Genomic DNA, 15,973 nt, shown 5'->3' with positions numbered 1-15,973 from the left:
GCACCTTTTTAATTACCGAATAATTCCGTAAATTTCTTCTTATCTGCTTCGCGTTCCTGGGTTAGCGTGTTCAGGTCGCCGGACAGGATTTTGATATCGGCAATCCCCTTTAATCCTTCTGGTGGTGAGACACCTTTGCGAATCGGCGTGTATCCAATCTCCACGGACAGCTTCTGGCCTTCCTCGGACAGTACAAAATCTACAAAGGCTTGCGCCGCTTTCTCATTATCCGTACCCTTCATAATCGCAATCGGCTCCGTAATGATCGGCACACCTTCAGACGGATAGCTTAAGTCGATCGGGGAACCCTTGGCTTTCTCCCGCACAACCATATAATCTACAACCATGCCATAGGACTTTTCTCCACTTGCGACCGCCTTTAATACAGCCCCATTCCCTTTAATGACTGACATATTATTGTCCTTCAGCACCTGAAGATAATCCCAACCAAAGCCATCCGTCCGTGAAAATACACCAATATTATAGGCAGCAGCCCCGGAATACAGCGGGCTTGGCATAATCGCGGCATCCTTGCTGTCCGACGAGGCCAGCGCCTGCCAGGATGTCGGCAGATTAGGCACCTTGTTGGTATTGGCCGCCAGAATCGTGGCAATAACCTTCGTTCCGGTATACATACCGTCCGGGTCTACGAGCTCATCGGCAATATGCTCCGCCTCTGGTGACTTATAAGACAGCAGCAAGTCCTGCTGCTTCAAACCTTCAAAGGTAACAGCATCCGCCAGCAGTAGAACGTCAGCCTGCACGCTGCCGGCCTGCTGCTCCGCCTGGATTTTGGCGGTAACCTCTTCTGTTCCCGAGCGGAAGGTCTCCACTTTGACATCCGGGTATTTTTTGTTGAACGCTTGAACGAGCTGTACAGCATCTTCTTCCGGCTGAGACGTATAGAACATGAGCTGTCCTGTTACCTTGGCCGGACCCGCTTCCGAAGTCTGAGTCTGCTCCATACTGGAAGCGGAGTTCCCTGTGTTACCGTTGCCTTTAGCGGCTGGCTTCGCTGGTGAACCACAGGCGCTGAGCATCATTACAGCAGCTGTTATAACAGCGATGACCGAAGTTTTTTTAAACGTAAACAATCTCTCTTGGTTTATGAACATCGTAGGTTTCTCCCCTTATCCTAAAGCAAATAATTTTGTATGACTCTGGCTACTCCGTCTTCCTCATTGCTACCTGTCACAACTTTGGCGAACTGCTTGATATGCGGTCCTGCATTGCCCATAGCCACACCGAGTCCCGCCCAGGACAGCATGGCGATATCATTGTCATAATCACCAACCGCCGCTACCCCCGAACTGGGGATATGAAGCTCACGACACAGTGCTTCAAGCGCCGTGCGTTTGCTTACTCCGTAAGCATTCACATCGAAGCGGTGTCTGCCGGTTCGGGTCAGTGTGAAGATTTTTCTATTTGGCGGCTGGGTTACTCCATGATGCGGCGTTTGTCCTAGTGGCTGTGGAGTTTGCTGCTTCTCCAATGCCTCCATCAGTTCAGAAATTATTTCCTGAGATTGGCCAATGACTGTCGCTTTATAGATCGGCGGAGCTGGCGATAAAGAATCGGAGGCAGACTCCGATACGAACCGCTGCAAATCTCCAACAGCCACAACTTGGATCATTTTCATCTGCTGCGCGTAATTTTTCTCATTGAGCTCCTTGTCCAGAGAGACAACAACATTCGCCAGCGGCCAGCGGGCATTCATATCATTGAGCTCGCGCACGTAGAGTTTGTTATAACCGTATAGCTGAATGTAGGCACCACGCCCCTCTACAAATCGAATTAATTCACGAACATGCTCCGCTGGCAGCGCCGTCCCTTGTCTAAGCTCACCTGTCGCCTCATTCAATATCACTGCACCATTGAGGGCGACTAACGGGGCATTCATCCCCGTCGCCCGGGCATGCAGCCAAACCGAAGCCGGGAAGCGGCCGGAGGCGATGGTCACTCGGCCCCCCCGATGTATGTATGCTCTGATCGCTTCATGAACAGCAGGTGTTATGACTTTTTGCGGATTAAGCAGTGTTCCATCCATATCCAGCGCCAACAGCTGATAGATATTTGGCGAGCGGGCCGTTTCCGGCTCTTGTTTGCTTGATGTCATTTGCAACTTTGTATCCCCTGCTTTCTGTCGATTATTTTGCGGAAGCACCTCAACACAAGTTCTTACACGGAATACATCACCGAGGTGTCCGGAAGCTCGACGGGGCCGCCGAACATTTCACTAGCCGATTGACGCATAAACTCCAAATCGCCATCGCCGGGCAAGTGGACGAGCACCAATCTTTTGACATTCGCCTGATCTGCGATCATTCCCGCCTGGCTAGCGTTCATATGACCCGCCCCGGTCGTATGTACACTTCCTTCGCAAATCGTAGCTTCACAAAGGAAAATGTCCGCATCTCTCGCCAGTTCTACCAGTGCATCGCAATAAGATGTATCACCGGAATAGACCAGCACCTTACCACGGTAGCTCACCTTCACCGCATAACACGGAACCGTATGAGACACGGAGACGAACTCAATTTCCGCTCCAGCAAGCTGGACTTTGTGAGTTGAATCAATTCGATAAATTTCAGAATGATCTCCGCGGAGGGTATTAAAAATGTTGGCCGGTTCATCTGGAGCAAACAGCGTCAGCTTCTTCTTCATTCGGCCGTTGCGTATGGCGTTAACCGCCGCATATTGCAAAATACCGATATCCGCCATATGGTCATAATGTAGATGTGACAGAATGACTCCGTCCAGCTTGTCCACGCTCGTATATTGAACGAGCCGGCTCATCACCCCGCTGCCGCAATCGAGCAATATCTGCCCCTCCCCCGTATTGATCAAATACCCTGCCGTCGCTCCGCCAGCCGAAGGATACCCTCCCCAGTAACCTAAAATTTTGATTTCCATGCCTTCATTCACCCCAAGCTCTCTTATCCAGAAATAACAATTGCCCGCATTTTCCATACAATCTTTACATTTGTTCTGACACAATACAATTGTAATTCGACATTGTTTTTGGTACGTTAAAGCCATATCATCCGATTGTAAAATCTGCACTCAGAAAATTGATACCGCCCTCTTGCCCGAAATAATCGTGTATACTATTCTTTGTATTTCTGCGTTACAAGTTGATTTCTTAATGATAAAGGGGCTTTGCATGTGAAGGACGACAACATCAAATTGATGACTAAAATTTGCAAACTCTACTACTACGAATCCTGGACACAGGAGAAAATCGCCGAAAAGTTCGGGGTATCCCGCCCGATCATTTCCAAAATGATTCAGAAGGCGCGGGAGATTGGCGTGGTGGAAATCATCGTTCATGATGATCCCCAGCAAACCACAGAGCTGGAAAAAGAGCTGGAAATGACCTATCAGCTGCAGCAGGTGCTTGTCGTGCCGACGCGAGATTTAAATAAAGAGCTCGTCACCAGCGCGGTAGGCAAAGCTGCCGCTCAATTCGTACAGAAGCTGATCAAGAATGGCGATCGGATTGGTGTATCTTGGGGAAACTCGCTGTATCATATGGTGAGAGAATTTCCACTCGATAAGAAGGATGATGTCAAAATCATTCCGCTCATCGGAGGAACAGGCAACGAACGAACCGAGGTCCACTCGAATCAAATCGCCTATGAACTGGCCAAAAGACTGGGCGGGAAATGCGAATCTCTATACGCCCCGTCGATTGTCGAGACGGAACAACTACACGAGCAGATCATTCAGCTGCCCAATATTGCGTCGGTTCTGCGGGAAGGCGAGCAGATTGATCTAGCGCTTGTGGGGATTGGAAATCCCTACTCCATGTCCACGATGGAGCGGTATGGCTATTTAGACGAAACCGTACTTGGCGAACTGAAAGAACTGGATGCGGTGGCCGATATTAATTCGAGATTCATTAATCGGGACGGAGAAATTGTCGATCACCCGATTAACCAGAAAGTCATCGGCATCGGGCTAGAGCAGCTGAAGCGAGTTCATAGCGTGGTTGGACTAGCCTTCGGACTGCACAAAATCGAAAGCATCAAAGCAGCTTTAAAAGGCGGATACATTAAAATGCTTGTTACGGATGAAGCGTCGGCCTTTAAAATCATGGGAGAGTAAGTCCTGCACAATACAATTGCTGTATTCTGGAGGTAGCCCTCGGCACAATAACTTTCTTAACAGCATGGACGATCACAACAGAAGCAGAAACAAAAACTCAGACAAGTCACAAACATAAACATAAACATAGACGCAGACATAGACGCAGACATAGACGCAAAAAAAGCTTGCCGCATCGGCAAGCTTTTCTTACTTTCTATATTCATGAATGAGCAGGCTACACGTTAAAACGGAAATGCATAATGTCTCCGTCTTGAACGACGTATTCTTTGCCCTCCAGACGAAGTTGACCGCGTTCCTTGACTACGTTCATGGAACCCGCCGCCAGCAGATCGTCATAGGATACAACCTCGGCCCGAATGAATCCGCGCTCGAAGTCCGTATGAATAACTCCAGCGGCCCCCGGCGCCTTCGTCCCTTTACGGATTGTCCAGGCACGCACTTCCTGTACCCCGGCCGTAAAGTAAGTATACAGGCCAAGCAGGCGGTATGCCGCATTAATCAGGCGATCGAGACCGGAAGCTTTAAGCCCGAGCTCCTCCAGGAACATCGCCTTGTCCTCGCCCTCCAGCTCAGCGATTTCCGCCTCGACCTTGGCGCTGATTGGCACAACCTCGGCATTCTCCGCGGCGGCGAATTCCTTCACCTGCTGTACGAATGGATTGTTATCGGCATCCGTCACGCCGTCCTCACTTACGTTTGCTGCATACAGAACCGGCTTCATCGTCAGCAGATGCAGATCGCGAATGATCAGCTTCTCGTCGTCGGACAGCTCCACACTGCGTGCAGGCATGTCGTTGTAGAGTGCTTCTTTCACGCGCTCCAGCACTTCGACTTCCTGGGCGTATTGCTTGTTGCCACCCTTCATATTTTTACGGGAGCGTTCGATCCGTTTCTCCACACTGTCCAAATCCGCCAGAATCAGCTCCAGATTAATCGTCTGAATGTCGCTGATCGGATTGATTTTACCGTCAACGTGGGTAATGTTCTCATCCTCGAAGCAGCGTACAACATGTACGATGGCATCCACTTCACGAATATGAGCCAGAAACTTGTTACCAAGCCCTTCGCCTTTGCTCGCACCACGCACCAGACCTGCGATATCCACAAATTCAAAAGCGGTCGGCACCGTGCGATTTGGCACGACCAACTCGGTTAATTTATCAAGACGCTCGTCCGGAACCTCGACCACGCCAACGTTAGGATCAATCGTACAGAACGGATAGTTTGCGGATTCCGCACCTGCTTGCGTTATTGCATTAAACAGCGTAGATTTTCCGACGTTCGGCAAACCTACGATCCCTGCTTTTAAAGCCATGTGAATGACAACTCCTCGTTATATTAATTACTCAGCTTCTTATCTTCTTCAATCATAGTACATATACCCTGTCCATATTTCAAGGACAACGATGTGGAATATCCTGCTTTGCTCTCATATCTATCAGAATGGATACCAAAATCCGCGGAATATTTGCAGCTTCAGAAATATCGCCAGACCAACCAGCAGCACGCACAGCAGAATTACCAGCTTATCAGCAATTGACATTACGGTGCCCATATACCAGGTACGCCTGCGGCCTGTACCGAACCCCCTCAGATCCATCGCATCCGATACCGACTCAATATGCTGAAGGGAGGACTGCAGCAATGGCACGACGACCAACGACAGATTTTTTAACCGTCTCCACAAGCTTCCATCCCCCCGCGAAATCCCCAGCCCGCGCATTTGCATTGCATTCAGAATCGTCCGGAACTCCTGCGTCAGATCGGGGATGTAACGGAATGCGATGCTTACGGCATAGGCCATTTTATACGGCACACCCAGCTTGTTGAGGCTTGCTGCAAAGCGGCTTGGATGCGTCGTAAATATAAATAGCAGCGTGATGGGCAGCAGGGTTAAATATTTCAACGATAACGTCAGCACATAAAACAGCGTCTCTTGGTTGATCATATTGTAGCCGAGCGGTATGAGCGGCGTATCGCTGCCCGTCAGACTCGTCCCGAAGCGCGGGGTCAAAAGCAGGATAAACACACTGTTCAGCATTGTAAACAACATCAATATCCCAAAAAGAAGCGACATCCGTCTTAGCGGTATCCCCGTCGTCAGCAGCATGACGATCCCTGCGGTCAGCATTACAGCAAAGATGCGAAAATCAAGGAACAGGAATGTGACGACCGTCCAGCACAACAGCAGGATCAGCTTGACCGCCCCATCCATTCGGTGGAAAAATGAATTCCCCTCCACATATAAGCTTCCCGTTTTACTCATAAGGGAGCTGCACCCCCTTTTTTACCGTAAGAAAGGCCTCTACTAAACGGGAGGGCTCGGATAAACCACAGGCCTTGGCAAATCGGGACAAGCTGTCTTCCCGCAGCCGGGCTCTGCTCGTCACCTCATCATTCGATAGCACAGCGGCAACCTCATCTGCAGCAATGACCTCCCCATCGGCTAGAACAACCGCACGATCCGCGTACTCCAAAGCCAAATGCATGTCATGCGTGATGAACAAAAAGGCCGTCCCAGAAGCCGCCAACTGCTCAATAAAGCCCATGAACTCGGTGTAGTGGCGAAAATCCTGTCCCGCCGTCGGTTCATCCAGAATAATGAGTGCGGGATCAAGCACGAGCACGGAGGCGATGCACAGGCGCTTCTTCTGCCCGAAGCTCAGCGCAGACACAGGCCAGTTCCGATACGGATACAGCCCGCACACCCGCAGCGCCTCGTTGACTCGCTCCTCTCGCTCCCCTGCCGCTACACCGCGAGCGACGAGGCCAAGCCCGACTTCATCCCGGATCATATGTTGCGTAATCATCTGATGCGGGTTCTGCAGAACATAGCCGATCCGATCCCCCCGATGACGAATCGACCAGCCGTTTATACGCTCGCCCCGCAAGGTAATTTCGCCCGCACGGGGCTTCATCAGTCCGGTAATCAAACCGGACAACGTAGATTTTCCCGCTCCATTATTGCCAAGTAAAGCTACGGTTTCACCTTCATGGATATGAAAGGAGACATCACGAACGACATCCCGCCCACCGGGGTAGGCATACGTTACGTTTCGCACTTCAAGCAAAAGCTCCGGCTTCGCGTGAGCCTGCGGGGAGTTCGACGGGATGGAGTTCATCCACTCCTCTAAATTTCCACGAAGCCCCGCGAGCCCGGCTGGCTCCACCATAATCGCAGCTAACCTCTTCGGATGAACCAGATAAGTCCATTCAGCCACAGATTCGCCGGCATAGGCTAATGCCTCCAAAAAGAACGGCTGGCGCAGTCCGTGCCTGGGCAGTACGCCGTCAGCAAGTATTCTCTCCACGCTGTCTACAGCTACGATCTCTCCGCCGTCGATGACGACGATCCGATCCACCGGCTGCTCCAGCACATCCTCCACCCGGTGCTCAATGATAATTATCGTCTTGCCGGTGCGCTGGTGAATATCCTCGATCAACGCCATGGCCCGCCTTCCACTGACCGGATCTAAATTCGCTAACGGTTCATCGAATAGCAAAATATCCGCTTGAGTCGTCAGCACACCGGCCAGCGACACACTTTGCTTCTGGCCGCCCGACAGATCATGCGGTCCATGCGCCTCGTAGGCAAGCATCTCGACCAGGTCAAGCGAAGTGATCACCTTCGCCTTCATATCGGACTGCGACACAGCCTCATTTTCCATTTGAAAAGCAACGTCTTCGCCTACCGTCTGACCTACGAACTGGGCATCCGGATTTTGCAGGATCGTCCCCACGGATCGGCTGCGTTCAAAGATCCCGAGCGAAGCGGCAGGCTGCCCGTTCAAGTACAGCTCGCCCGAAATCTCCCCCCGGTAAGAAAAGGGAATTAGCCCATTGATGCAATGGGCTAATGTTGACTTGCCGGAGCCGCTTGGCCCGGCGATCCATATTTTCTCGCCATGAAGGATGTCGAGATTGATGTTGTTCAAAGTCGGCTGCGACTGCTTTTTATAACGAAAAGTAAAATTACGAAATGAAATCACTGGCTGCATAACAACATAACTCCTAACTGTCTACACTCAAGTTCGTATCGTTCCGATTACGCTTTGCATAAGCCCAAACGGCCGGAATGCCCAGAATAAAGAAGACGGCCGTATTCGCAAGTCCTGCGGTAATCGCTTGAACGACAACCTTGTCGCCAGGCTCGCCCATGACATAAATATCAAACAAATACGAGAAAGCCAAGGCTGCAAATATTCCGATAACACCATAAACGATAAATTGTAGGATGTGCGCCTTCCGAATCTCCCCGTCCTGCGGATTAAAGCCTTTGGCTAAATAGATCAGTCCCATGAAAGCGGCGGTAATTCCTGAGCCGAGTGCCCAACCCCACCAAACGGTACCATTCGTAATAAAATCATTAATAACATGACCGATGAACCCGGCAATAAATCCTACGACAGGGCCGAAAAGTGCCCCAAAGATCGCCAGCAGTGCAATCGAAGGTCGCAGCTGCGTGTTCATGCCGATCGAAATGCCGATCCAGCTCGTAGCCCCGTATAGCGCAGCACCGATACCAATCGTTACAACCGTGCGGGTACTCCATTTCCAAATGGATGGTTTCATTCCAAAATCCCCCCTAGATTAAGTAGCTAGGCTCATTACCGCCCAAAGATCGTCTCCGTCTCCTGGTGTCGTACCGGTAAAGCAGCTTCTAGTTCCAATATAAGGGGGAATACTCAGAAACGCAATGTAAATCTGTGTAAATGCATCGGTTTTACCCGAAATACCCTTATTCCCGGCGTACCAGCCGCGCCGTGCTCTTCAGCGCCGCAATATCTCCGGCGCCAATCCCGAACATGGCGGTGCGGAGCTCCAGCTCGACGCGCTCGAGCTGCGCATCGAGTGCCTCCACCGATAGCACCGCCGGTTCCAGCAGCGCCCGGCCGAACCCGGCCAGATCCGCGCCAAGCGCCAGCGCTTTGGCCGCGTCAACGCCGGTGTTCAGGCCACCGCTGCCAATCAGGGCGACGTCCGGTACCGCCGCCCGGACTTCGCGGATGCATTCGGCGGTGGGAATACCCCAATCCGCGAATGCCTCCGCCGCGCTGCGCCGTACCGGATCGGCGCTGCGAAACTTCTCGACCTGGCTCCAGGACGTGCCGCCGGCGCCAGCCACATCGATGAATGCGGCACCCGCTTCATGTAACCGCTTCGCGGTCATACCATCGATTCCCCAGCCAACTTCCTTCACCCCAACGGGAACCTGCAGCCTCCTGCACAATTCCTCAATCCGGGCCAACACGCCATAAAATGCAGTATTGCCTTCAGGCTGAAATACCTCCTGAAGCCCATTGAGATGCAACACCAGCATATCCGCCCCGGCGATATCTACTGCCCGCATACATTGCTCGACTCCAAAGCCGTAATTCAACTGAACCGCGCCAAGATTGGCGATAACAGGAATCGTCGGCGCTTTACTGCGCACAGCAAACGTAGCCGCCAGTTCCTCCCGTTCGACCGCCGCCCGGACAGAACCTACACCAAGTACCCAGCCGCGCTGCTCTGCGACTTCGGCAAGCCGCTCATTGATTACTCCGGCCAGTTCACTGCCGCCCGTCATCGAGCTGATTAGAAACGGCGTCCGAACAGAAGCTCCCAGAAAGAATGTTTGTAAGCTAATTTCGTCGAAATTTAACTCAGGAAGCGCATTATGCCGAAAAACATACTTTTGAAACCCGGTCAGGACGCCCTCTGCGCCCACCCGCTCCTCCAGACATATGCGAATGTGCTCACTTTTGCGTCCAGATGTATTCCCCATATTGCCCCTCCTAATCATCGTCCATCTCGTATCTTCGAAAGAACCGAGAGTTAAGCTACAGCTACAACAACGGCGAGAAGAGCCGAGCAGCAGACTCCATAAACCTCACAAACAGCTTCTTCTCCATAAATTCCTTGTACTCAATTTGCTTCGTAGACAATAAATCCCGCTCGAAACTCTTGACCATCTGCGTAATGCTATCGTTTCGTACGAGCAGGGCGTTGACCTCAAAATTCAAATGGAAGCTGCGCATGTCCATATTGGCCGTACCCACGGTAGCAACTTCTCCGTCGACAATGAGCAGTTTGGAGTGGAGAAATCCTTTTTCATACTCGAAAATCTTCACCCCGGCCTCCAGCAACTCCGGAAAATAAGAGTGCGAGGCCAGAAAGGGCAGCCATTTGTCCGGCTTTGCGGGAAATAGGATACGGACGTCCAACCCGGATAAACCTGCAACTTTAAGCGCCGTGAAAATATCGTCATCAGGAATGAAATACGGGGTTGCCAGCCAGATTGATTTCTTGGCCATGGACATCATCGAGAAGAAGATGTTCTTCAGCGTACGGCTCTCATTATCGGGGCCGCTAGGAACAATTTGCACCGCACCACCGCAACCAGTCTCCAGCTCGGGAGACAGATAAGGCAGTGACATAATGGTTTCCCCCGTAACGTACTTCCAGTCCTGTAGAAAAATAATTTGCAGGGAACGAACCGCCTCTCCCTTGACGAGCATATGCGTGTCCCGCCAGAAGCCATACGTTTTGCTGCGGCTTAAATATTCATCGCCTACGTTCAAGCCGCCGATGAAGCCCGTTCTTCCGTCGATCACGACAATTTTGCGGTGGTTCCGATAGTTGACGCGGCTGGATAAAGCGAGAAAACGGACTTGTCCATAAATGCCGACTTTAACCCCGGCCTCCTCCATCTCACGGATGAAAGACTTCGGCAGCCCGATGCTGCCGACCGCATCGAACATAAAGCGAACCTCGACGCCGGACTTCGCTTTCTCGATCAGGGTCTTCTGAATTTCCCGTCCGATGTCATCCGCCCGGTAAATATAGTATTCCATATGAATATGATGCTCAGCCTTCTTCAGCTCTCTCAAAATGGAAGAGAAGGTCTCCTCGCCGTTCGTCAACACCTTCGTGCGAGTAGCCATGGAAAAGGGCGTTCGCGCTAATCGCTGGGACAGCTGAAGCAGCCGCTGCTCTTCGGGCGTGAACTGCGATAAGTCGCGAGGCAGCATATAAGCGTTATTATCAATACGCTCATAATTTTTGCGATCCTCCTCCGCCTTCTTATCGAAATTACGACGTTTGAAATAGTTTTGGCCAAACAAGAAATAAAAAATAAGACCGACAACCGGAAGCAGGCCAAGCACCAATATCCAGGCCACGGTACTAGATGGATTTCGATTCTCCATAAATATCGCAAAACCAATCGTAATGACCGTCAAGGTCTGGAAAATACTGACCAGGGTACCGCCAAACTTTCCAAAGACGCCGAATCCAAAATAATAAAAAGCAATAAGTATAGCGGCGATAATTAGAATTTGTAATCCACGTCTCATGGTTGTACTCCTTTACACACTATGATGCAGTAGTTCTATTCTACATGATCCATAACTTTCTACCTAATTAAATATTAAATATTACTTCTATTATACCGTATCCGGAAATATCAAACAGGGACGATCTGCCAAGGTGGCATACATACCGTACCACCTGGCGGATCGTCCCTTTCTTTCAATCCATGTTTATATTATTTTACACGTATTTTGTCCATAAGACCAGCTCTTGACCAAAGCTAGCTCATACCCGCTCTCCATTTGCGTAGCTGCTCCAAGTCGTAAACCAGAAACTCCTGCAGCAGCTCGGCCAGACCACTATACAGCGGACTATTCGTGGCCCGGATCAATTCATCTGCGAACCGTGGCGCCCATTTCAGCAAATGAACTTCGAGGAAGTGAATTTGGGTGTCTGCCAGCTCCAGACAGCTATGCCGCAGATGGCTTGAATCAACCCTGCTGCGCATCCCCTCCGCCATTACCGCCATAAACTCCAGCTCCATCGCGATATGATCATCGCTTTCACCATATAACTTATTAAACACAACACCGCTATCCGCATACATTCTTCGGATATGAGAGAGACAAGCAAAGGCGTCAGCCCCATCCCGTTTAGCACGAAATGTTCCTTCACATGGTATCAGCACAGCCTGATTCCCCATGAAAAGGCGTTGATACTCCTCCGCCTCCTGATAGCAAGCGCTACGAAAATGCTGTTCGGGTATGCTCTCCAAATAGCTTCTGAGCCTCCTGCCGCCTCTACTGTTTGGAATTCGATGAGTAAGTTCGGCCCGCTGCCGCCACTGGGCAATTAAAGACATGCGCGGCGGGCGGCTTAGGAAATCCATCAGCAGCTCATATACCCAGCCTCTGCGTTCCAACCAAATGATTTGATCCGGCGATGCTTGAACAGGTTCTTTGAACAACATCGTCATATCGGTCATCTCCCTGCGAAGAAATATAAGACAAGTATAAGCCTGTATGTGGAAGTTTATGCCTGGTTTTGCTTTGAAAAAAGATGATTTCCCTATTAGCCCGGAAATCATCCAAGTAACATATACCGACACATGATTAAGGGGGTCATGTATCGTTCAATTTCATTATACTCCAAAAATGAAAACGCTTTATATGATAAATTTTACATTTTGGTTAACTCTGCTCTCACATGCCAAAGAGGCGAGCCTTGAGAAGACATCGCTCGCCTTTTATGTTTTATTTTGCTCAAAATAAAATTGCGCGGCTTGATAATCCTCCGGCCGGTTCATATTAAAAACAATCATCTCCAGGGGAATTCCCGAGGCCCGGCTAAGCTCCTCCCCAGTGATATATCTGACCGCGAGTCCTGATGTCCACTGCTTTACCTTTAAGCAGCCATCGTCCAGCATCTGCTCCAGGCCAGGCAATACAGTGCAGCGGTACATCGCCAGCAGCGGGTGAATTTGGCCGTTCACACGGGGAATGACTGCCTCGATCGCTCTTCCGCCGTCCTCAGCGCCCCGTCCTTCCAGTTCTAGAGCCTGCTTCACCAAATATTGAGCTAAGGAGGCGTTTACGAAGGGCATGTCACAGCTCACCACAAGATTCCACCGATGAGGCGATGCAGCCAGTCCGGCATGCAGTCCTGCCAGCGGCCCGCACCTGGGATAAATGTCATACAGCAACGGAAGCCCTAGCTCGGCATACTCGCTTGATTGTCCGCAGGAGATGACGATATTCCCGGTTGCCTTCTGCAATTCCCTGACTAAGTGTTCAATGACAGGCTGTCCTCCCAAAGGCAGCACAGCCTTATTCGTGCCCATTCGGCTCGATTTGCCTCCAGCTAGAATGATTGCAGTCCACTCCATCTTATCGTCTCCTTATGTTGAAGAAAGGTTATAATTAGTAACATTCAGTTAATAAGGAAAAATATGGTTTGAATCCTTTTTCGTCCATGTGTTACATTGGGAACGTAACCATTGATGATTCAACTTGCTTCTAGGCACTATTATATGCTATCGATTTGGACAGAAGGGAATGGCGCGTTTGCGGAATTATACTAAACATCCGTCAAATTCTTTACTGCCCTTAGGGCTGCTTAATTTTTTCATCTATGGAACGATGGTTATCTTTGCAGCCTTCTTCCAATTATATTTGTTGGACGTAGGCATGAACAAACTGGAGATTGGCAGCCTGATGGCGATTGCCCCTTTAGTCTCCTTCTTTGCTCATCCGTTCTGGAGATATCTAAGTGATCGCTCACAGAATATTCGTATTATACTGCTGATTATGCTTACAGGCTTGCTTATCGCCGGACATATGGTGTTTCAAGTCAATACCTACAATATGCTCTATTTTACGATGATTTTGCTGTATTTCTTTCAAAGCCCTCTGTTATCACAAAGTAACAGTCTTATACTGGGGTATATCGAAGGAACGGATTTAAAATTCAGCACTTATCGGATGTGGGGTTCTTTAGGCTGGACTCTGCTCGCCCTGGCCGCAGGCGTAGTCATCGATCAGGTAGGCCATAACGGCATCTCCCTGCTGTTCAGTATGACCTTGATGCTGGCGATGGGGTCGGCTCTAATGCTTCCATCCATCCGAAAAACAACAAATACCCCTTGGCTGAAATCGACTGAGATTGCCCGAGTCGTACAGAACAAGTACTTTATCGCCTTCATTGTGTTTGGGGTCATGGTCTCCATTCCCAATGCCATAAATACGATTTTTATGCCGCTATTCATGAATGATTTAGGCAGCTCGCGGCTAGAGGTCGGCGGAGCGGTTTTCCTGTCCACTCTATTTGAGGCAGGGGCCTTCACACTGCTGCACCGCTTCCTTAAGCGCAAAATGACCTACCTGATGGCTTGTATCACAATTGTCAGCCTCTTGTTCGCTCTGCGTTGGCAGCTGATGTCACTAGCTTCTACACCACTGCAAATCATCCTGATCCAGGTGCTTCATTCCGTGACATTTGGGGGCTTCTTCTATGTAGGTACCCAGTTGATTGCCCTGCTGCTGCCGCGTCCCTTGCGCTCCTCTGGACAAGCCATCTATACCTTTGCGCTAAGCGGACTTGCCTTCATTCTCGCAGGGTTCCTCGGCGGGTGGCTATTCCAGAGTTTCGGGGCAGTCATCATGTACCGGATCGGCGTCGCATTCACTTACTTTGGCGCAGCAGGCTTTGCAGCAATGTGGTATCGTATTTACTATTCTGGATACTCGCCGATTTCCTCATCGGAAGAACCTTAAGCAGCCTTAGTCCGGTGCTCATAAGGGGCATCGGACTTTTATAACACGTGACAAAATAGAAAACAACGCTCTGCCTTGTCACGCCCAGCTGCAGCCGGTAACGCCAAACAGTAAAAGCGTTGTTTTCCTGGATACTTCTCTATTTTAAACTATGAAATGCATTTCAGATCAAATCCTTTATACAAATATAAAATATTGGATGGAAGGAGGGATGTTCCACGATGCCAAATATTAAGCAAATCGCCGAAGCTGCTGGTGTATCTGTCAGCACAGTATCCCGGGTCCTGAACAATCATCCTTATGTCCGAGAGGATAAACGCAAAGCTGTTGAAGCAGCCATCGAACGCCTGCAATATTCGCGGAACATGAATGCCGTCCATCTGGTCAAAGGAGCGACGCAAACGATCGGCGTTATTCTCCCTCAAATCAACAATGCCTATTTCGGCAAGGTTGTAGAGGGGATTGGTCAACAGGCACTACAAGTGAACTATCAGCTGATGTTATTCCAAACCGGCTATCGGGCGAATGAGGAACGAAAAGCGCTCCGTATGCTGAGGGATAAGATCGTAGATGGGCTCATCATCATATCGCGTTCACTATCCTTGAACCAAATTGAGAAATATGCCAAATACGGCCCGATTACGCTTTGCGAAGAAGTGCGAGGTCGGGCCCTGTCCTGCGTTTATTTTGATCACTATACCTCCTTTCAAAAAGCGCTCACCTACCTATGGGATAAAGGACATCGCCGCATCGGCTACACAATCAACCGCAGGAATAGCGCAAGCAGCGCTGTCCGGCATAAGGCATACCTCAATACCTTGGCTTCCCTCGGAGGCGAGAGCCGTGAAGCCTGGATCTTCGACAACTGCCTGCATCTCGAGGACGGTGCTAAACTGCTGCAGCATATCAGAACGATGGATGATCCTCCAAGCGCTCTTCTGATTACTGGAGATCAAGTTGCTGCAGGCCTAATGATTGCCGCCCAGAACCAGGGGGTACGCATTCCCGAAGAACTTGCGATCATCGGCCTGGATAACCAGCCCATCTCCAAGCTGCTTGGCATTACTACCATCGATAACCGTCTCAATGAAATCGGCGCCAAGGCCTTCAGCATCATATATAGACATATCCATGAACAAACAGATGAGGCGATTATTCAAGAGCTTGGATTTAAAATTATTGAACGTTCCAGCGTCTAATTCGCGGGGCAACCCTTCACTCCGCTCATTTAAACGCAATGCCAAAAAAGCTGCCCGATTTTGATCCATTTGATCGGAATAAGGGCAGCTTTCTTCGCC

The 15,973-nt window shown here is 50.2% G+C and carries 14 protein-coding genes; 3 read left to right on the top strand and 11 right to left on the bottom strand.

Annotated features, from left to right (window positions below; genetic code table 11):
- Positions 1-8: 8 nt before the first annotated feature.
- From EIM92_RS06245 to EIM92_RS06235, 3 genes are all read right to left on the bottom strand, one after another.
- Positions 9-1,115, bottom strand: coding sequence for an ABC transporter substrate-binding protein (locus EIM92_RS06245; RefSeq protein WP_211344433.1), 1,107 nt, complete (start codon positions 1,113-1,115; stop codon positions 9-11).
- Positions 1,116-1,135: 20 nt separating this feature from the next.
- Positions 1,136-2,116 carry an HAD family hydrolase gene (locus tag EIM92_RS06240; RefSeq protein WP_125081949.1) on the bottom strand — a complete coding sequence of 327 codons (981 nt, stop codon included), beginning with the start codon at positions 2,114-2,116 and terminating at the stop codon, positions 1,136-1,138.
- Between the two features lie 62 nt (positions 2,117-2,178).
- A complete protein-coding gene (locus EIM92_RS06235) occupies positions 2,179-2,913 on the bottom strand; it encodes an MBL fold metallo-hydrolase (RefSeq protein ID WP_125081948.1) in 735 nt (244 codons plus the stop codon).
- Between the two features lie 252 nt (positions 2,914-3,165).
- On the opposite strand from EIM92_RS06235, the gene EIM92_RS06230 reads away from it, so the two are divergent.
- The gene (locus EIM92_RS06230; RefSeq protein WP_125081947.1) at positions 3,166-4,107 is read left to right on the top strand and encodes a sugar-binding transcriptional regulator; all 942 of its coding nucleotides are present in this window, start codon (positions 3,166-3,168) and stop codon (positions 4,105-4,107) included.
- 217 nt (positions 4,108-4,324) lie between these two features.
- On the opposite strand, the gene ychF is transcribed toward EIM92_RS06230, so the two are convergent.
- The 8 genes from ychF to mobA form a co-directional block, all read right to left on the bottom strand.
- The gene (ychF, locus tag EIM92_RS06225; protein ID WP_125081946.1) at positions 4,325-5,425 is read right to left on the bottom strand and encodes a redox-regulated ATPase YchF; all 1,101 of its coding nucleotides are present in this window, start codon (positions 5,423-5,425) and stop codon (positions 4,325-4,327) included.
- Positions 5,426-5,548: 123 nt separating this feature from the next.
- A complete protein-coding gene (locus EIM92_RS06220) occupies positions 5,549-6,376 on the bottom strand; it encodes an energy-coupling factor transporter transmembrane component T family protein (RefSeq protein WP_125081945.1) in 828 nt (275 codons plus the stop codon).
- Complete coding sequence (locus tag EIM92_RS06215; RefSeq protein WP_125081944.1) at positions 6,369-8,108, bottom strand: ABC transporter ATP-binding protein; 1,740 nt, start codon at positions 8,106-8,108, stop codon at positions 6,369-6,371. The genes EIM92_RS06220 and EIM92_RS06215 overlap by 8 nt, the downstream gene beginning before the upstream one ends.
- Before the next feature lie 13 nt (positions 8,109-8,121).
- Positions 8,122-8,682 carry an ECF-type riboflavin transporter substrate-binding protein gene (locus EIM92_RS06210; RefSeq protein ID WP_125081943.1) on the bottom strand — a complete coding sequence of 187 codons (561 nt, stop codon included), beginning with the start codon at positions 8,680-8,682 and terminating at the stop codon, positions 8,122-8,124.
- A gap of 166 nt (positions 8,683-8,848) precedes the next feature.
- Entirely contained in the window at positions 8,849-9,895 is a 1,047-nt protein-coding gene (gene fni / locus EIM92_RS06205; RefSeq protein ID WP_246021221.1) for a type 2 isopentenyl-diphosphate Delta-isomerase, read from the bottom strand.
- 43 nt (positions 9,896-9,938) lie between these two features.
- Complete coding sequence (gene cls / locus EIM92_RS06200; protein WP_125081942.1) at positions 9,939-11,447, bottom strand: cardiolipin synthase; 1,509 nt, start codon at positions 11,445-11,447, stop codon at positions 9,939-9,941.
- 236 nt (positions 11,448-11,683) lie between these two features.
- Positions 11,684-12,379, bottom strand: coding sequence for a TorD/DmsD family molecular chaperone (locus EIM92_RS06195; RefSeq protein ID WP_125081941.1), 696 nt, complete (start codon positions 12,377-12,379; stop codon positions 11,684-11,686).
- A 270-nt stretch (positions 12,380-12,649) separates the two neighbouring features.
- Complete coding sequence (gene mobA, locus EIM92_RS06190; protein ID WP_125081940.1) at positions 12,650-13,288, bottom strand: molybdenum cofactor guanylyltransferase; 639 nt, start codon at positions 13,286-13,288, stop codon at positions 12,650-12,652.
- Between the two features lie 169 nt (positions 13,289-13,457).
- Between mobA and EIM92_RS06185 the strand changes: the two genes are divergently transcribed.
- Positions 13,458-14,675 carry an MFS transporter gene (locus EIM92_RS06185; RefSeq protein ID WP_125081939.1) on the top strand — a complete coding sequence of 406 codons (1,218 nt, stop codon included), beginning with the start codon at positions 13,458-13,460 and terminating at the stop codon, positions 14,673-14,675.
- Between the two features lie 221 nt (positions 14,676-14,896).
- Complete coding sequence (locus EIM92_RS06180; RefSeq protein WP_125081938.1) at positions 14,897-15,874, top strand: LacI family DNA-binding transcriptional regulator; 978 nt, start codon at positions 14,897-14,899, stop codon at positions 15,872-15,874.
- The last annotated feature ends 99 nt before the right edge of the window (positions 15,875-15,973 follow it).

It is taken from the genome of Paenibacillus lentus (assembly GCF_003931855.1).
Classification (GTDB): Bacteria; Bacillota; Bacilli; order Paenibacillales; family Paenibacillaceae; genus Fontibacillus; species Fontibacillus lentus.
Note: the sequence above shows the minus strand (reverse complement) of the source record. Positions and strands in the feature narration are given on the sequence as shown.